Annotated in this window: 16 protein-coding genes; 5 read left to right on the forward strand and 11 right to left on the reverse strand. The window is 67.3% G+C overall.

Features of this window, described 5'->3' with window-relative positions:
* Positions 1–85: 85 nt before the first annotated feature.
* The 3 genes from glgX to glgB are packed head-to-tail and all read left to right on the forward strand — an operon-like array spanning position 86 to position 6,497.
* The gene (gene glgX / locus J7E45_RS01220; protein WP_215066588.1) at positions 86–2,158 is read left to right on the forward strand and encodes a glycogen debranching protein GlgX; all 2,073 of its coding nucleotides are present in this window, start codon (positions 86–88) and stop codon (positions 2,156–2,158) included.
* The gene (locus J7E45_RS01225; RefSeq protein ID WP_215066590.1) at positions 2,155–4,296 is read left to right on the forward strand and encodes an alpha-1,4-glucan--maltose-1-phosphate maltosyltransferase; all 2,142 of its coding nucleotides are present in this window, start codon (positions 2,155–2,157) and stop codon (positions 4,294–4,296) included. Before glgX ends, J7E45_RS01225 begins: the two co-directional genes overlap by 4 nt.
* Positions 4,293–6,497: a 1,4-alpha-glucan branching protein GlgB gene (glgB, locus tag J7E45_RS01230; RefSeq protein ID WP_215066592.1), complete on the forward strand. Its 2,205-nt coding sequence runs from the start codon at positions 4,293–4,295 to the stop codon at positions 6,495–6,497. The genes J7E45_RS01225 and glgB overlap by 4 nt, the downstream gene beginning before the upstream one ends.
* 28 nt (positions 6,498–6,525) lie before the next feature.
* On the opposite strand, the gene J7E45_RS01235 is transcribed toward glgB, so the two are convergent.
* On the reverse strand, positions 6,526–7,455 hold the full coding sequence (locus J7E45_RS01235; RefSeq protein ID WP_215066594.1) for a tetratricopeptide repeat protein: 930 nt from the start codon (positions 7,453–7,455) through the stop codon (positions 6,526–6,528).
* Positions 7,452–9,389: a glycosyl transferase gene (locus J7E45_RS01240; RefSeq protein WP_215066596.1), complete on the reverse strand. Its 1,938-nt coding sequence runs from the start codon at positions 9,387–9,389 to the stop codon at positions 7,452–7,454. Before J7E45_RS01240 ends, J7E45_RS01235 begins: the two co-directional genes overlap by 4 nt.
* Before the next feature lie 180 nt (positions 9,390–9,569).
* Between J7E45_RS01240 and J7E45_RS01245 the strand changes: the two genes are divergently transcribed.
* Positions 9,570–10,631, forward strand: a complete 1,062-nt coding sequence (locus J7E45_RS01245; protein WP_167633433.1) for an AI-2E family transporter — start codon at positions 9,570–9,572, stop codon at positions 10,629–10,631.
* Between the two features lie 22 nt (positions 10,632–10,653).
* Here J7E45_RS01245 and J7E45_RS01250 read toward each other — a convergent pair whose 3' ends face one another.
* The 9 genes from J7E45_RS01250 to rpsB form a co-directional block, all read right to left on the reverse strand.
* Positions 10,654–11,370, reverse strand: a complete 717-nt coding sequence (locus tag J7E45_RS01250) for an alpha/beta hydrolase (protein ID WP_215067259.1) — start codon at positions 11,368–11,370, stop codon at positions 10,654–10,656.
* A 2-nt stretch (positions 11,371–11,372) separates the two neighbouring features.
* Positions 11,373–11,660: a hypothetical protein gene (locus J7E45_RS17850; protein ID WP_251053341.1), complete on the reverse strand. Its 288-nt coding sequence runs from the start codon at positions 11,658–11,660 to the stop codon at positions 11,373–11,375.
* A 9-nt stretch (positions 11,661–11,669) separates the two neighbouring features.
* Positions 11,670–12,362: a transglycosylase SLT domain-containing protein gene (locus J7E45_RS01255; RefSeq protein WP_308162020.1), complete on the reverse strand. Its 693-nt coding sequence runs from the start codon at positions 12,360–12,362 to the stop codon at positions 11,670–11,672.
* Positions 12,363–12,409: 47 nt separating this feature from the next.
* A complete protein-coding gene (locus J7E45_RS01260; RefSeq protein WP_091036131.1) occupies positions 12,410–12,988 on the reverse strand; it encodes a DivIVA domain-containing protein in 579 nt (192 codons plus the stop codon).
* Positions 12,988–14,133, reverse strand: coding sequence for a phosphatidate cytidylyltransferase (locus J7E45_RS01265; RefSeq protein WP_215066598.1), 1,146 nt, complete (start codon positions 14,131–14,133; stop codon positions 12,988–12,990). Before J7E45_RS01265 ends, J7E45_RS01260 begins: the two co-directional genes overlap by 1 nt.
* A gap of 5 nt (positions 14,134–14,138) precedes the next feature.
* A complete protein-coding gene (frr, locus tag J7E45_RS01270) occupies positions 14,139–14,693 on the reverse strand; it encodes a ribosome recycling factor (RefSeq protein WP_029263480.1) in 555 nt (184 codons plus the stop codon).
* Positions 14,694–14,761: 68 nt separating this feature from the next.
* Positions 14,762–15,478, reverse strand: coding sequence for a UMP kinase (pyrH, locus tag J7E45_RS01275; protein ID WP_017830711.1), 717 nt, complete (start codon positions 15,476–15,478; stop codon positions 14,762–14,764).
* A 91-nt stretch (positions 15,479–15,569) separates the two neighbouring features.
* Positions 15,570–16,397: a translation elongation factor Ts gene (gene tsf / locus J7E45_RS01280; RefSeq protein ID WP_091036126.1), complete on the reverse strand. Its 828-nt coding sequence runs from the start codon at positions 16,395–16,397 to the stop codon at positions 15,570–15,572.
* Positions 16,398–16,441: 44 nt separating this feature from the next.
* Complete coding sequence (gene rpsB, locus J7E45_RS01285; protein ID WP_215066600.1) at positions 16,442–17,392, reverse strand: 30S ribosomal protein S2; 951 nt, start codon at positions 17,390–17,392, stop codon at positions 16,442–16,444.
* A gap of 306 nt (positions 17,393–17,698) precedes the next feature.
* Between rpsB and J7E45_RS01290 the strand changes: the two genes are divergently transcribed.
* Positions 17,699–18,223, forward strand: coding sequence for a M23 family metallopeptidase (locus J7E45_RS01290; protein WP_215066602.1), 525 nt, complete (start codon positions 17,699–17,701; stop codon positions 18,221–18,223).
* Positions 18,224–18,278: the final 55 nt, after the last annotated feature.

Genomic DNA, 18,278 nt, shown 5'->3' on the forward strand with positions numbered 1-18,278 from the left:
CGAAACCAACCCTGCCGGGTCTTCGTCCGTGGAACCCGGTCCGCCCTGACATGAGACTGCAACACATCGCGCCTAGTGTGTACTCATGCCCGCGTCCCGAGACATCACCGTGCCCGGCGGCACCACCCTCGACAACCTCGGCGTCCGTCTGCACGACGGCGTCGGCACCCTGCGCGTCTGGTCGCAGAACGCCTCGTCGATCGAGCTGGTCGTGTTCGATGCCACCGACCTGGACTGGGCGACCGACGAGGTTCCGCTCGAACGGCTGGCCGGAGGAATCTGGGAGATCACCACGGAGCTGCTGCAGCCCGGCGTCCGCTATGCCGTACGCGTCGGCGGACCCCACGGCCCCGGGAACACCTTCAACCCGGAGACCCTGCTGCTGGACCCGTACGCGCGCGGTCTCGCCCAGGGCGACGGATACGAGGAGTGGCGTTCGGTCGTCATCGTCGACGGCTTCGACTGGGGCGACTCCCGGAAGCCGCGTATCCCCCTCGACCGCACGGTGATCTACGAGGGGCATCTCAAGGGACTCACCAAGCGTCACCCCGATGTGCCGCCCGCGCTGCACGGCACCTATGCGGGCCTCGCCCATCCCGCGATGATCGAGTACTTCCACTCGCTGGGCATCACGTCCATCGAGTTGCTCCCCGTGCACGCCTTCGTGCCGGAGCCGCGACTTCTCGAACGCGGACTCACCAACTACTGGGGCTACAACACCCTGAACTTCTTCACCCCGCACACCGCCTACGCGACCGAGGACGCGCGCAAAGAGGGGCCGGAGGCCGTCCTCGCCGAGTTCAAGGGAATGGTGCGGCTGCTGCACGAGGCCGGGCTCGAAGTGATCCTCGACGTCGTATACAACCACACCTCCGAGGAGGGCATCGGCGGTCCCCGCTCGAGCCTGCGCGGCATCGACAACGCCAGCTACTACCGGCAGGACGAGTCCGGCGTCTACGTCGATACCACCGGGTGCGGCAACACGCTCGACACGTCGACCGACGCCGGGGCCAGACTCGTTCTCGACTCCCTCCGCTACTGGGCGCAGGAGATGCAGATCGACGGTTTCCGCTTCGACCTCGCCACCGCGATCGCCCGCGACGGCGCCCACACCTACACGCCTGAGCATCCGCTCCTGCAGGCCATCGCGGACGATCCGATCCTCGCCGACACCAAGCTCATCGCCGAGCCCTGGGATGTCGGCCTCGGCGGGTGGCAGACGGGTAACTTCCCGTCGGGATGGCACGAGTGGAACGACCGCTACCGCGACCGCGTCCGCAACTTCTGGCTCAGCGACATCGACTATGCCCGCCGGGCCTCCGCCCCGGTGGGCATCGGCGGGTTCGCGACCCGACTCGCCGGATCCTCGAACACGTTCAGCGAAGACCGGGGTCCGCTCGCCAGCGTGAACTTCGTCACGGCGCACGACGGCTTCACTCTGCACGACCTCGTCTCGTACGACGTCAAGCACAATGAGGCGAACGGCGAGCAGAACCGCGACGGTGCCGACATGAACCGCGCGTTCAACCACGGTGTCGAGGGCCCGACCGACGACCCGACGATCCTCGCCGCGCGACGCAAGGCCATGCGCAACCTTCTCGGGACGCTGCTCCTCTCGGCCGGGATCCCGATGCTCACCGCAGGTGACGAGGTCGGACGCACTCAGCGCGGCAACAACAACGCCTACGCTCAGGACTCCGCTCTCACCTGGCTCGCATGGGATTTCGAACCCTGGCAGGACGACCTCCGTGCACATGTCACCCGCCTGATCCGATTGCGGCAGGAGAACCCGGCGCTGCGCCCCAGCCGCTACGCGCGGCTCGGTGAGCACATCCCGAACGCCTCGGTCATGGACTGGTACGACCAGAACGGCGAGACGATGGAGCAGGGGCAGTGGGCAGACCCCGGGAACAGGACGCTCCAGTACGTCGCCGCCTCCACCCCCGACACCGAGGCCGAGAACCGCATCCTGCTCATCGTGCACGGAACGGAGTCCCCCATCGACGTGCGTCTGCCCGACGAGATCGAAGGCGCGGTCCGCTTCGTGTCCCTGTGGTCGAGCGCTCGGGAGCGCCCTTCCGACGAGGGGGAGGTCTTCGCGCCCGGCGATGTGCTACCAGTGTCCGGGACGTCGATGAGGCTGTTCCGCGTCGAATGAGCCCGGCTCCCGACGCACCACGCGGCGCGCTACCCGCGACCACGTCGGCGCGGTACATTCGGGATGTGGCTGCACGTGCTGGTACTCGGTCCTCGGCTCTTCGGAGCCCCGCTCAGATCCCGACGCGCGCCTTCGGCGATGCGGACGTGCCGGGCTCGCTTCGCTCCACCCGCATCCCGCTGCTCGATCCGACCCCCGCAGTGCCCGGCGGCTTCGCACCGAAGGCGTTCGTGGGCGAGGTCGTCCCGTTCACCGTGGTCTCGTTCCGCGAAGGGCACGACATCATCGGTGTGCATGTGCGCCTCACGTCGCCGTCGGGCGAGGAGAGCCTGCACCGGCTGACCGCCCGGCAAGACGGCACGGACCGATGGTCGGCCGAGATCGCGCTCGACGAGCAGGGTGCGTGGCGCTACCGGTTCGAAGCCTTCTCCGACGACTTCGCGACCTGGGCTCACGCCGCGGAACTGAAGGTCGCTGCCGGTGTCGATGTACCGGTGATGGCCGCGCTCGGAGCAGAGTTACTCACGAGGGCCGCCACGGAGAAGGATCGCCCCGCCGCGCAGCGGAAGCGTCTGCTCGCGGACGCCGGGTCGCTGGAGAGTGGGGGCGGCGCGACGGCGTTCGCGCTGTCCACCGATGCCGGTCTGGCCGACATCTTCCGGGCCCGTCCCCTGACGACCCTGCGCTCCGCCACCGAGCAGCACACGCTCAACGTGGACCGTCGCGCGGCTGGCGTCGGTGCCTGGTACGAGTTCTTCCCGCGATCCGAGGGGGCCAAGCGGCTCAAGGACGGCACGGTGAAGAGCGGGACGTTCCGCACGGCGACCAAGCGTCTGCCGGAGGTCGCCGCGATGGGTTTCGACGTGGTCTACCTGGTTCCGATCCACCCGATCGGGACCACCAACCGCAAGGGGCGCAACAACACCCTCACCGCAGAGCCCGGCGATCCTGGGTCCCCGTATGCGATCGGCTCCACCGACGGCGGCCACGACGCGATCCACCCCGACCTGGGATCCGCCGCCGACTTCCGCGCCTTCGTGCGCGCGGCTCAGGGAAACGGTCTCGAGGTCGCACTCGACCTCGCGCTCCAGGCGTCCCCGGACCACCCCTGGGTGAGCGAGCATCCCGAATGGTTCACGACCCTCCCCGACGGCACCATCGCGTATGCCGAGAACCCGCCGAAGAAGTACCAGGACATCTACCCGCTCAACTTCGACAACGATCCCGAGGGTATCGCAGCCGAGATGTTACGGCTCGTGCGGCACTGGGTGACTCAGGGGGTGAAGATCTTCCGGGTCGACAACCCCCACACCAAACCCCTGCAGTTCTGGGAGTGGTTGATCCGTGAGATCAACACCGTGGATCCGGACGTGATCTTCCTCGCCGAAGCCTTCACCCGCCCCGCCGTCATGCGCGCCCTGGCCGCCGTCGGATTCCAGCAGAGCTACAGCTACTTCACGTGGCGGAACACCAAGAGCGAGCTGGAGGAATTCCTCACCTCCGTGTCGCAGGAGACCTCCGACTACATGAGGCCCAACCTCTTCGTGAACACGCATGACATCCTGACCGAGTACCTGCAGTTCGGCGGTCGTGCGGCATACCGAATCCGAGCCTGCATCGCCGCCACGGCAGGGCCCGTGTACGGGGTGTACGCCGGCTACGAGCTCTTCGAGAACGTGGCACGGCCGGGCTCCGAAGAGAACATCGACAATGAGAAGTACGAGTTCAAGTTCCGCGACTGGTCGGGCGCGGAGGCCCGCGGCGAATCGCTCGCTCCCCTGCTGCGGCGGCTCAACGAGATCCGCGCGGCTCACCCCGCACTCCGGCAACTCAGGAACTTCCGGGCGCACTGGAGCGACGACGATGCCGTCCTCGTGTACAGCAAGCACCTCCCCGCGCCGTTCACCGGTAGCGGACGCGCGGACACCGTCATCGTGGTGGCGAACGTCGACCCGCACTCCGTACGCGAGACGACCGTGCACCTCGACAGCACCCAATGGGGCATTCCGCTCGGCGATCCATTCGAGGTCGAGGACCTGCTCACCGGAGCCGTCTGGACCTGGAACGATCACAACTACGTGCGGCTCGACGCCTTCGCCGAGCCGGTGCACATCCTGAAGGTGAGGGAGCGAGCATGAGCTACACAGAAGATGTCGCCGCATCCACTGAGTGGGAGGCGATCTCCTCGGCCACGCACCACGATCCGCACGCCGTCCTCGGCGCGCACTCCCACAAAGACGCGGCCGACCGCACGGTCACCGTCATCCGCGCCCGACGGCCGCTCGCCGCCGGGGTGGCAGCGGTGTTCGGCGACGGCAGTCGACTCGAGCTCGCGCACGTGGCGCAGGGAATCTGGGAGGCGCAGCACGTCGGTCCCCCTCTCCCCTATCGGTTGGCCACGCGGTACGCGGATCACGAGGAGACGCTCTCCGGCGATCCGTATCGACACCGTCCGACCCTTGGAGACCTCGACCTCCATCTGATCGCCGAGGGGCGGCATGAACGCCTCTGGGAGGCGCTGGGTGCGCACCCGCGCACGTGGGACGGCGAGCAGGGCGTCGCGTTCGCCGTCTGGGCTCCCAATGCCACAGCCGTGCGGGTCGTCGGCGACCACAACGACTGGAACGGCGACGCCCACGCCATGCGCTCGATGGGCGTGAGCGGAGTCTGGGAGCTCTTCATCCCCGACCTCCCCCTGGGCACGCGGTACAAGTATCAGCTCCGCACCCGCGACGGCGCCTGGATACTCAAAGCCGACCCGATGGCGCTCGCCGCCGAGGTGCCGCCGAACACGGCGTCCGTCGTGACCTCGTCCTCGTACGAGTGGGCGGACGGCGCATGGATGACCCGTCGTGCGGCGACCCACGCCGTCGCGCAGCCGCTGTCGGTCTACGAGATCCACGTCGGCTCCTGGCGTGAGGGCCTCGGGTACCGGGACATCGCCGAGCCGCTGATCCAGCACGTCACGGATGCCGGATTCACCCATGTCGAGTTCATGCCGTTGGCGGAGCACCCGTTCGGGGGTTCCTGGGGGTACCAGGTCAGCGGCTACTACGCGCCCACGAGCCGGTTCGGTACCCCGGACGACCTGAGATATCTGATCGATCGGCTGCACCAGGCCGGCATCGGCGTGATCATGGACTGGGTTCCCGGGCACTTCCCGAAAGACGCCTTCGCTCTGGCGCGCTTCGACGGCCAGCCGCTGTACGAGCACCCCGATCCCCGCCGCGGCGAGCACCAGGACTGGGGCACGCTCATCTTCGACTACGGGCGTCCGGAGGTTCGGGGATTCCTCGTGGCCAATGCGCTGTACTGGTTCAGGGAGTTCCATGTCGACGGGCTGCGCGTCGACGCGGTCGCGTCGATGCTCTACCTCGACTACTCCCGCGAAGCCGGCGAATGGGAACCGAACATCCACGGTGGCCGGGAGAATCTCGAGGCGATCCGGTTCTTGCAGGAGGTGAACGCCACGGCCTACCGACTGCACCCGGGGATCATGATGATCGCCGAGGAGTCGACCAGCTTCCCCGGCGTCACCGCACCCACCGACCACGCCGGCCTGGGGTTCGGTTTCAAGTGGAACATGGGCTGGATGAACGACTCGCTCCAGTACATCTCTCGCGACCCGATGTACCGCGCGCACCACGAGGGCGAGATGACCTTCTCCTTCGTCTACGCCTTCGGCGAGAACTACCTGCTGCCGATCAGTCACGACGAAGTCGTGCACGGCAAGGGCAGCCTGATGGCGAAGATGCCCGGCGACCACTGGCACAAGCTCGCGAACGTCCGCGCGTACCTCGCCTACATGTGGGGGCACCCCGGGAAGAAGCTCCTGTTCATGGGCCAGGAGTTCGGTCAGCTCGCCGAGTGGTCCGAAGGGCGTGAGCTGGATTGGTGGCTCCTCGACCAGCCGTCGCACGCGCAGCTGCAGGACTTCGTCGGCGCGATGAACCGCGCCTACAGATCCCAATCCCCCCTGTGGGCGCGGGACAACGACGGATCGTCTTTCCACCGCCTCGGTGCGCCCAGCTGGGATCCGACCGTGATCGCCTTCGAGCGGCGGGATGCCCACGGCGGACGCCTCGTCGTCGTGAGCAACTTCGCCGGGGTCGAGCGTGCGGGATATCGACTCGCGCTTCCGCAGGACGGTGTCTGGCAGGAAGTGCTCAACACCGACGCCGCCGAGTACGGCGGACGAGGTTCGGGGAACCTGGGCATGGTCTTCGCCGCCGGTGAGGACGATAGCGCCCCGACCGCGACGATGACCCTTCCTGCGCTGTCCACTCTGTGGCTACGCCACCAGCCGGACCCGCACGTGCCTACCGTGAGCCACGGATGACGGGGACGCGCGCCGGAACCTCCGACGGCTAGAACAGGAGCGAAGAAAGCCGGTTCCTGGCGGCCACCACTCGCGGGTCGCTGGTCCCGATGAGGCCGAACAGCTCGATCAGCCGTTCCCGTACCGGGGTGCGCTGGTCGGACGGCAGCTGGGCGAACAGGTCGAGCAGTCGCGCGAAGGCGTCGTCGACATGACCGCCGGCCAGATCGAGGTCTGCCACGTCGAACTGCGCCTGGACGTCGAGGGGCCCCTCGGCAGCCGCCGCGCGTGCCGCCTGCAAGTCGAGTCCCTGCACACGATCGAGCAGACGCACCTGACCGAGACCCGCGATCGCCTCCTCATCGCGCGGATTCTCGGCGAGGGCCTTCTCGTACGCGCGGATCGCGGCGGAATAGTCTCCCGCCTCGATCGCGGCGAACGCCTCGGCGTGCAGCGGAGGAAGCTCCGGCTCCTCCGGCGTCGACGACGCCTCGGCATCGGCATCCGCGTCGACCGAGAGCGACCCGGTGACACCGTTCTGCGCTGCCACCTGCAGCAGCTGGGCGAAGACATCGCGCACCTGCTGCTCCGGCACCGCACCGGTGAACATCGGCACGGGCTGCCCGGCGATCAGCGCCACCACCATCGGGATCGACTGCGCGCGGAAGCTCTGCGCGAGCTGCGGGTTCGCGTCGACATCGACCTTGGCGAGCAGCACCCGGCCGCCGAGCTCACGAGTGACCTTCTCGATGATCGGACTCAGCTGCTTGCACGGTCCACACCACTCGGCCCACAGATCCACGACGACGGGAACCGTGCGCGAGAGTTCGAGGATCTGCCCGAACGTCTCGTCGGTCGCATCGACGACGACATCGACCGCACCGGGGGCTGGAGCCCCCTCGGGCGGCGTCGCCGGCCGGTTGCGGAGGCTGGACAGGTCGACCGCGCCGCGCAGCGCGGCCGGAGAGATTTCACTCATTTGATCACTTTCACGGACAAGAGGTCCTGGTGCACAGCCAGGAGCCTGATCTGCTCCGTCGACCCCTGAGCGGGGACCGAGAAGAACAGCTGGAACTCATAGGTCGTCTCGACGCCCTTCGCCGATTCCGTCGCGCCCGTCAGGGCCTTGGCCTCTGCGTTGTCTCCGAATCGGATCACCACGTCCGACGACGTCGGCGTCACCGTCTCGGTATCGGTCAGAGAGACCGCGACGATCGCACCGCTGTCGAGCGTGGTCATCGAGATCGGCGCGTCGGTCGTGGGCGCCATGTCGAATGCCACCTTGGACGTCTTGGCCGCTCCCTTGTCTGCCAGCCCCTGCACGATGACCTGGCGGCTGTCGGTGAGGGACTGCGCCAGCGTCAGCGCGAGGTCGTCGAACTGACCGTAGAACTCGCTCTTCTCCCCCGCGTCCACCACGTCGGCGAAGGCTGGTGCGAGTTCCGCCGGAGGGATGGTGAGGAAGGCGGAGTCAGCGGGGACGAGTGAGGTTCCGAGCCAGGTCGCGGCGACCTCGGGGAACACGGCATCCGCCGCCATCTCGGCCATGTTGCTGATCTTGTAGTTCGACCAGGGGTCCGCCTGGGTCATCGTCAGCAGCACGGGCGGCACAGTGTCGTCGCCCTTGCTCTTCGAGAGCACGAGAACAGTTCGCGGCCAGACATCGGTCGCCTCCGGAAGCACGACCTCGACGTCGTCGGTCGGGATCGCCGCCGGAAGGGCCTTGTCCGCGATCTTCGCGCGTAGGGCGTATTCGGTGGTCCGCGCGGCGAGGGCAGGACCTTCGAGACGCGTCCCCGCGAGGTCGACGTCCATTGCGGTGTCGGCCTCCACCAAGGTCTCCGAGGCGGTTTGGAGGATGCGCTTGGCCTGTGCCTCCGTCACCGCCGGCGGCTTCTGGTTGTCCGGAGCGATGACGGTCGGGCTCGGGGAAGGCGATGCAGAGGCATCGCCAAACTGCGGCCAGGAATCGGCTGAGCAGCCGGCAGCGAGGAGAGCGGTCAACCCGAGTGCGGGAATCGCCAGCAGCCGGCGACGACGCGCGGGGGTCTCGGCCCGCATCGACGTCTTCGAATCGTTCTCCTCGGGGTCCACGATCTCCGCGTCTTCGGTCTCAGTTTCCGGAGCATCCACCGAGGGGGTGCGTTCCGCAGACGTCGGCGTTTCCAGCGAGCCTTCGATCGCCGCGCGCTCCTCCGGAGGAAGCACCGCGATGTCGATCGGTTCGGTCGCCGGAAGCGGGCCCGGGCCCTTGCGGCGCGGCCCGCGTCCACGACGCTGGTGGCGGATACCGAGCACGTACAGGACGAGTCCGATCAGCAGGACGATACCGCCGGCCACCATCAGCGGTCCCGCCAGCGGTGTGGTCGTGTCGAGCGGCCAGGAGACGACGATGTCATCGGGAGCGTCTTCCGTGCCGTCATAGGCCACCAGCATGCTCGTCCCCTCGGGAAGCTGCATGTTGTCCGCGACGAGGCGATTCTCCTTCTGGAAGGAGTCCAGCCACAGGTCGGAGCCCCGCGGATCGCGGCCCGTCGCCGGATCGCCCCCCTCGGCGGTACCTTCGCCGCCGTCGGTCTCGTCTGAAGCCTCTGCCGCCGACACGTGCTCGACAGCGAAGCCGCCGTCGTCGTCCACCGTGACGTGGTTGTAGTCGGAATCCGCGAGCCAGGCCTCCATGTCGGCTGTCCTGCCATAGCTGCCGAAGATGTCGCCCTGACCGCGCACGATCAGCGTCTGCACGCCAGGATTCGTCCGGAGGACGTCTCCGTCCAGGAGGACGAACGGCGCGGGCTCATCGATCTCGACTTGCGTCTGCTGCGAGTCGGGCCCCACGAAGGTGCGCTGGGCGATCCCCGCCCCGATCAGCACGGCGGCAAGCACGAAGGCCACCACGGCCCATACGAAACGCACGAATAGTCTCCTCACGCATCACCGGCACCTGCCCGCGACGCAACACTCGACATTTCAGACTAGCGAAATCAGCTGAGTGTTGCCCACGTACACGTGCAGTGCCGGCTGAACCGGCACGTCGCGCGCGACGTTGCTCGACGTCTGGATAACCTTGCTGCAGCCGTTTCGAGGAGTCGTCGCATGAAGATCCACAATCCGTTCCGCACCGCCCTCGTGGCGACGCTCGGCGTGGGGCTGGGGATCCTCCTGATCAACAGCGTGCAGACACTTTCGAGCGTCCTGCTCTACGTCGGCACGGCGCTGTTCCTGAGTCTGGGCCTCGATCCGCTCGTGTCCTTCCTGGAACGTCGCAGGCTCCCTCGGTGGCTCGCCGTGCTGGTGACGATCCTCGCGGTCCTCGCGATCTTCAGCGGGATCGTGCTGATCATCCTCCCCGTGCTCGTGGATCAGATCTCCCAGCTCATCGCCCAGATCTCGGCCATCGTGTCGCGAGGAAACCTGATCCCCGATCTCAAGGAGTGGATGCAGGACACCTTCCCGAACCTGCTCGTCGATGATGTCTTCACCTATGTCACGGACTGGTTGACGACGAACCTCGCCGAGATCGGCGGGTCCATCGGCCAGGGCGTCCTCGTCGCCAGCGGCGCCGTGCTCAGCGGACTGTTCGGTGCGTTCATCGTCCTCATCCTGACGATCTACCTGACCGCCTCGACGCCGTCGCTCAAGCGCGCTGTCTACCAGCTCGCCCCGTCGTCGAAGCGCGACCGCTTCATCGACCTGTCGGAGCAGATCACCGATTCCGTGGGGTATTACGTCATGGGGCAGGTGACTCAGGGCGTGATCAACGGCGTCCTCAGCGCCATCTACCTCTCGATCATCGATGCGCCGTTCCCGGCGGTCCTCGCGATCATCGCCTTCTTCTTCTCACTGATCCCGCTCGTCGGGACCTTGACCGGTTCCACGATCATCGTCCTCGTGTGTCTCATCCCCGGGCTCGGGTCCCCGGGGATCGCGATTGCCGCGGCCATCTACTACCTCGTCTACATGCAGATCGAGGCGTACGTGATCTCGCCGCGCATAATGAGCCGCGCGGTCGCCGTCCCCGGAGCAGTGGTCGTCGTTGCGGCTCTCGCCGGTGGCAGCCTGCTCGGGCTGTTGGGTGCGCTCATCGCGATCCCCGTTGCCGCGAGCATCCTGATCATCTATCGGCAGGTGCTCATCCCGCGCATGAACGAGCTCTGAGAGCCGGAGCCTTGGGGCTCCATCAATCCGTCGGCGGCCAGTGCGTGGCCAGTGGCAGTGCCGACGGGTTCACCGCTGCCACGATCTCGGTGAGCACGCGCCGCGTCTGCGTCTCGCCGACCCACAGGTGCTTACCGCCCTCGACCGCGATCAATCGGGCATGCGGAATCGAGGCGAAGCGTTCGCGTGCTTCCTCCGGACGCAGGTAGTCGTCCAACTCCGGCACCAGCACGACGAGCGGGACTTCGCTCTCTGCCCAGGCAGCGACCTCGGCTTCCGTCGCGCGATGCAACGGCGGAGACAGCAGAATGGTCCCCGCGATGTCGTGGTCGCGACCGTACTTGAGCGCCAGTTCGGTGCCGAAGGACCAGCCGAGGAGCCACGGGCGCGGGAGCGCCCGGTCCCGGACGAAGCCGATGGCCGCCGCCACATCGAACTGCTCCGCCGCGCCCCCGTCGAACGCGCCGTCGCTCGTGCCGCGGGGCGACGTGGTCCCTCGTGTGTTGAACCTCAGGACCGCCAGGTCAGCGAGCGCAGGAAGCCGCGCAGCCGCCTTGCGGATGATGTGCGAGTCCATGAAACCCCCCGCGGTGGGCAGCGGATGCAGAGTCACGAGCGTCGCCACCGGCGACGCATGCTCCGGCATGGAGAGTTCGCCCACCAGCGTGAGACCGTCTGCAGTCGTCAGCTCGATGTCTTCACGCTGAGCGGGGAGCTCCAGCGGTCCTCGAATCTCCATGCTCACGCCATCCTCCAACAGTGTGTGTGCCAATGCCGCCGCGCGGCGAGATCTGCAGCATCGCCCAAGACGCCGTCAGCCCGCCAGACGACCAGGTGCGCAGTTCCCGCGACGATCGGCCGCGAACAGCCGGGGCAGACGTATTCTTTCTGCGCCTGAGCGGACGACACCGGCTGCACGGTCCACTCGCTGCCACGGCGGGTCTCCGAGCGCTTCCAGCCGGCGAGCATCCGATCGAACGAGTCGTCGGCTTCAGGGCGCGCAGGAGGGCGTCGGCGTGAGCGAGGCATCGCTCCTGCTCACCACCAGTGGTTGTTCGTCCAGAAGCTGTACGCTCCGGCCCAGCTGCCATACCGCCCTGTGGCGTAGCCGGTGGCCCACCTCAGGTTGTCCACCGGGTCGTAGCCGTTACCGGGAACCTTGCTGCAGGGCAGCGCCTGAACCAGGCCGCATGCGCCCGAGGATGAGTTCGTGGCGTTCGGGTTCCAACCGCTCTCGCGCGACACGATGTAGTCGACGTACTGCCAATCGCTCTGCGCGATGCCGGCAGCGGCCATCCAGTCCGCAGGCGCACCGCCCCCTGAATACGGAGGCAGAGTGCCGCCGGAAGATCCACCCTGCGAACCCGTGGCGGCAGGGGCTGCCGGCGTGGGCTTCGGCTTGGGCTTCGGCTTCACGTACACCTCGAACGTGCCGCGTTCGACCGGCGTGATGGCTGCGCCGCTGACCGTGACCGTGAGATTCTGCGTGTCGGCGAGAGCGAGCGAGTAGGCCGAGTCGGGAGTGTCGGACTGCACGGGCTCCGCCAGTGCGACGCCGGTCGGTGCCACGAGCGCTCCCGCGAATCCGACGACGGCGAGGGCGCTGAACACGCTGACGACACCACGACGGCGAGACCATCGGCGAGTGCCCGTGCGCGCGGATCTGACCGTCGCTGCGGGCACCAGCGAAAGGTCGCGTCGTTCGGGGTTCATGTCGTTTCGGGAGTTCACGATGAAGGACAGTCTACGCAAAGGCACCTGAGTCGACCATCAGGAACTCAGCGAACGGCGAGAATGACGTCGATCGTGGCATCGAGGAGCGCGTCGACCTGCTCCTCGCGGTAGCCCCCCCGCTGCATGCGAAACGCGGCGGAACGCAGCTGCTCCGCGGAGAGCGGGTCTCCGTCGCGAAGGTAGCGGACGATCCTGGTCGAGACGTGATCGACCTCGTCGATGCGGTAGCCGAACGTGAGAACCCCGGTGCGCGCGAAGCGCCGGCGGCGAGGTCGGGCCAGGTGGTCCAGGATGGTCTGCGCGTCTGCTCTCGCCTGCTCGACCCACACTTCGGCACCCTGCGCTCGCACCACGCGCTCCCGCTCACGCGCGGCGAAGGCGTCTTCCACGCGACCGAGGGCCGCGTCGACATCGGCCACGACGTAGCCGCCTTTGACGAGCGGAAAGGATGCCGCGCGTACGTCGTCGGCGCCCAATTCGTCGGCACCGGTCTCGAACGCTCGTCGAGCAGATGCGAGGAAGGTGTCGACAGCAGCGCGGTGGTAGCCCCGCTCACGACCGGATGTCAGAGCGAACGCCGGCGGAGCGTCCGCCGTCCGTTCGGCGATCTGGTCTTCGTTCATCACAGCACCACCCAGGGAGAGAGGAGGAAGTAGAGGCAGAGCGCCGGAATCGTCGAGGGCAGGATGCTGTCGAGTCGATCGAGAAGACCGCCGTGTCCGGGAAGCCACGAGCTCATGTCTTTGATGCCGAGATCACGCTTGAGCATGGACTCGCCGAGGTCGCCCAGCGTCGCCGACAGCAGGATCGACGCGCCGAAGATCAGACCCGCCCACCAGGGCAGCTCGAGAAGGAAGATAGCCAGCAGTACGCCGGCGACCAGGGAGGCGAGGACGGCGCCGCCGAACCCCTCCCATGTCTTCTTGGGGCTGATCTTCGGGGCCATCGGGTGGCGTCCGAAAGCGAGACCAGCCGCATACGCACCCGTGTCGGCGGCGACCGCGATGGCGATGAAGCTGAGAACCCACCACTGGCCGCCCTCCTGCTCGAGGAGGATGAGGGCGACGCCGGCGAGGAACGGCACGTAGACCTGGACGAAACCGCTGATCACCGCATCCGCGAGAACGTCGCCGTAAGTGCGGCCGTCTTTCGCCACCATCTGCGCGATGAGTCGCCACACGATGACGAAGGCGACGGCCACGAAGAGCATGACCCAGGACAGCCACGGCTCCGCGAAGTAGGCCGAGAGCACCAGGAAAGCGCCCGCAACCAGCTGCGGTATGACATCGACCCGTCGGCCGGAGGCCCGCAGAGCCCGAGAGAGCTCATACACCCCCAGCAGCGCCGCGGCGAGAGCGAACGGCACGAACAGTGCCTTGATGAAGAGCAGGGATCCGAGCAGCGCCGCACCGAAAGCGAGACCGATCAGAATCGCGAGAACCAGGTCTCGCCCCGTGCGCTGCTTGATCCGCTCGTTCGCCTGGTCGATCTGATCGCGCGCATGGGAGACGTGGTTCTCGAGCTCGTCCCGCGCTGCCCGCCACTGCTCGCGGATCGCGTTGTGGTCGGCTGTGTCGAGTGGCCTGCCCACGGCAGGGGTCCCTCCGACAGCGGACTCCGGCAGCGGTGGACGAGGCGGAATGGCTTCCGCATCGAACGTCGGGAAGGCTGTGTCCGCGAGCGGGACGCCGTCGGGCGGCACACCGTCACGCGCCTCTCGACGCGTCGGCGGCATGCCCTCCTCAGCGTCTCGCGTTTCGTCAGACATGCCGACTACACCTCGAGGAGTTCGGCCTCTTTGCGCTTCAGCGCGTCGTCGATGAGGTCGACGTGCTGACGCGTCAGGCCGTCCAGCTCCTTCTCGCCGCGAGCGATCTCGTCCTCGCCGAGCTCGCTCTTGAGCGCGTCGAGCTCGTCCTTCGCCTTGCGGCGGATGCCACGGACATGGACCTTCGCGTCCTCGGCCTTGGTCTTGACGAGCTTGACGTACTCCTTGCGACGCTCCGCCGTGAGCTCGGGCATCGTCACGCGGACGAGGTTGCCGTCGTTCGTGGGGTTGACTCCGAGGTTCGGCATGTCGCGGATCGCCTGCTCGATCGCCTTCAGCGCCGACTTGTCGTACGGCGTGATGATGAGCGTTCGTGCTTCCTGGTTCGCCAGCGATGCGAGCTGGGCGATCGGGGTCGGCGTGCCGTAGTAGTCCACGAGGACCTTCTGGAACATCTGCGGGTTCGCACGACCGGTGCGCACCGTGGAGAAGTCCTCCTTGGCAGCTTCGACCGCCCGGTTCATACGAGTGGTGGTTTCAGCGAGGACGTCCGCGATCACGGTGGCTCCTATCGTCGGGGTGTTCTGCAAATTCTATCGGGCGAAGTCGTCTCCGCCGTGTCACACGCTCAGGCGGTGACGAGGGTTCCGATCGGCTCGCCGAGCAACGCGCGGGTCACGTTGCCTGCGGGCTCCATGCCGAACACGCGCATGTCCATGCTGTTGTCCATACACAGGCTGAAGGCGGTCGAGTCGACGACCTTGAGGCCACGCTGCAGCGCATCACGATACGTGACGCGCTCGATGCGCTCCGCGTCGGCGTGCTTGTTCGGGTCGGCGGTGTAGATCGCGTCGACGCCGTTCTTGGCGACGAGGACCTCGTCCGCGCCGATCTCGAGCGCACGCTGCGCGGCGACGGTGTCCGTGGAGAAGTACGGGAGGCCTGCGCCGGCGCCGAAGATGACCACGCGGCCCTTCTCGAGATGACGCTCGGCGCGACGCGGGATGTACGGCTCGGCGACCTGTGTCATCGAGATGGCCGACTGCACGCGGGTGGCGGCTCCGGCCTGCTCGAGGAAGTCCTGGAGGGCGAGGGCGTTCATGACCGTGCCCAGCATGCCCATGTAGTCGGCGCGACCTCTGTCCATGCCGCGCTGGCTGAGCTCCGCGCCACGGAAGAAGTTGCCTCCGCCGACGACGATCGCGACCTCGACCCGATCGACGGCCGCGGCGATGTCGCGGGCGATCTGCGAAACCACATCGGGGCTGACACCCAGCTGCCCCGCTCCGAAGGCCTCTCCGGAGAGCTTGAGAAGGACGCGTCGGCGTCCGGTGCGTTCAGTCATGGTGGGTGTCCTCTCGTCCCGATTCAAGATAGTGCCTCGTGGGCATGAAGAAGGGGTTCGGATCTTGGCGATCCGAACCCCTTCGACCTTGCTACGCGCCGACCTTGAAGCGCGCGAAGTCCGTCACGGTGATACCGGCGTCCTTCGCCACCTGGGCGACAGAGAGCTTGTTGTCCTTGGCGTAGTCCTGCTCGAGCAGGGCGACCTGCTTGATGAACGCAGAAACACGGCCCTCGACGATCTTCGGGAGAGCCGCTTCCGGCTTGCCCTCGTTACGAGAGATCTCGGTGACGATCTCGCGCTCCTTCTCGACCGCGTCCGCCGGCACGTCCTCGCGGGACAGGTACGACGGGTTCGCGAAGGAGATGTGCTGCGCGATGCTGCGCGCGGTCTCGGCGTCATCGCCCGAGTAGGCGACGACGACACCGATCTGCGGCGGCAGATCCTTGCTCGTGCGGTGCAGGTAGACCTCGACCTTGTCGCCCGAGATCGTGCGCACGCGGCGCAGTTCGACCTTCTCGCCGATGATCGCGGCCTCTTCGGAGATGACCTGCTCGACGCTCTTGTCGCCGGCGGATGCGGCGAGGGCGGCGTCGACGGAATCGGCCTTGACCGCTGCTGCAGCGTCGGCGACCTTGTCGGCCAGCGCGATGAAGCGCTCGTTCTTCGCGACGAAGTCGGTCTCGCATGCGAGCTCGATGAGCGTCACGGCGCCATCCTGCTCGCGAGCGACGATCAGTCCCTCGCTGGTCGAACGGTCAGCGCGCTTCGCGTTGCCCTTCGCACCCTTGAGACGCAGGATCTCGGTGGCCTTCGCGACGTCTCCGTCAGCCTCCTCGAGCGCCTTCTTGGTGTCGACCATTCCCGTGCCGAGCTGCTCACGCAGCGCCTTGAGGTCAGCGATGGTGAAGTTGGCCATGTGTGGTGGCTCCTTGCTTCGTTAGGTGTGTGTGAACGAGGGGATTACTTGGCGTCGGCAGCCTCGGCGGCGGCGACCTCAGCGGTCTCCTCACCGGAAGCGGCGGCGATCGCCTCGTCGTGTGCCTCAGCACCGGCCTCGTCGGCAGCGGTCTCGTCAGCAGCAGGCGTCCCGACGACGGCGGCCTCGTCTTCCGAGGTCACGACCTCGGCGGCGTCGGCCGACTCCTGGACCTCCGGGGCGGGGGTCTCGAGGAGCTCCTTCTCCCAGTCGGCGAGCGGCTCGGCGTCACCCGTCTCCGGGTTGTGCTTCTGCTGCAGGCCCTCGGCCGCGGCGTCGGCGATGATGCGGGTCAGCAGCGAGACGGAGCGGATCGCGTCGTCGTTGCCGGGGATCGGGTACTGGAAGTCGTCCGGGTCAGCGTTGGTGTCGAGGATACCGATCACCGGGATGCCGAGCTTCTTGGCCTCATCGATGGCGAGGTGCTCGCGCTTGGCGTCGACGACCCAGATGGCCGACGGCGTCTTGGTGAGGTTGCGGATACCGCCGAGCGACTTGTGCAGCTTGTCGAGCTCGCGCTTCTTGAGAAGCAGCTCCTTCTTCGTGAAGCCGCTGTTCGCCGGGGTCTCGTAGTCGAGCTCCTCGAGCTCCTTCATGCGTGCGAGACGCTTGGAGATCGTCTGGAAGTTGGTGAGGAGTCCACCGAGCCACCGCTGGTTCACGAAGGGCTGGCCGACGCGCGTCGCCTGCTCGGCGAGGATCTCCTGCGCCTGCTTCTTGGTGCCGACGAAGAGGATCGTGCCACCGTGAGCGACGGTCTCCTTGACGAAGTCGTAGGCCTTGTCGATGTAGCCGAGCGACTGCTGGAGGTCGATGATGTGGATGCCGCTGCGCTCGGTGAGGATGAAGCGCTTGACCTTCGGGTTCCACCGACGCGTCTGGTGTCCGAAGTGCACGCCGCTGTCGAGCAGCTGGCGGATGGTGACCACAGCCATGGTCGTCTCCTGGTTCTGGCGCGTTTCTGCGCCGTTGAGGTTGCAAGCCGACCGGATGATCGGACTTCCTGGTGCCCGGCCCACGCCCGCCTGTTCGAGGAACAGGACCTGTGGGAGTGGATGCCGCGATCTGAATCGCTTTGGGCACGCGTAGTCACCCCGATATCGAGGTGCTCCCCCAGCATACAGGAAGCAACGACGTCACTCACCCTGCACCGGCAGCTCCCCACCGAAGTCGTCCACGCGGTCCGCCGACGGCGCCGAGACGGCCGTCCGACCGCTCGGAAGAGACGTCACACTCCCCTCATGCGCATTCTGCTCCGAGCGGCTTCCGGCACGGCCATCGCCGTGCTCGTCGCGCTCGCCCTGTACGCTCCCGGCGCCTCGGCCACCTCGGGTGACACCGCGGACATACCGCGCTGGCGATGGCCGCTCGCCGGCTCGCGAGAGGTCGTCGAGCCGTTCAGGGCGCCGGCGCACGCGTACGGTGCCGGTCATCGTGGCGTAGATCTGGGCGCTTCGATCCACGCGGCGGTCACAGCCCCCGCGGACGGCACTGTGGCCTTCCGCGGGACCGTCGTGGACCGCCCGCTCCTGACGATCGAGCACGCAGACGGCCTCGTCAGCACCTTCGAGCCGCTCCGAACGACGCTCGACCCGGGCGACGCGGTGTCGGTCGGGCAGGAAATCGGACTCGTCGACGCGGGCGGTCACACCGCGGCGGGCGCTCTGTACCTCGGCGTACGAAGAGACGGCTCGTACATCAATCCGATGCTTCTCTTCGGCGATCTCCCGCGGGCCATCCTGCTCCCCTGCTGCGAGTCTCTGTGACCCCAGGGCCTGCCCGACCACGGTGCCAGCGGCTCGAGCACGCCGCCCTCCGACA

Source organism: Microbacterium sp. ISL-59 (assembly GCF_018613945.1).
Lineage (GTDB): Bacteria > Actinomycetota > Actinomycetes > Actinomycetales > Microbacteriaceae > Microbacterium > Microbacterium oxydans_B.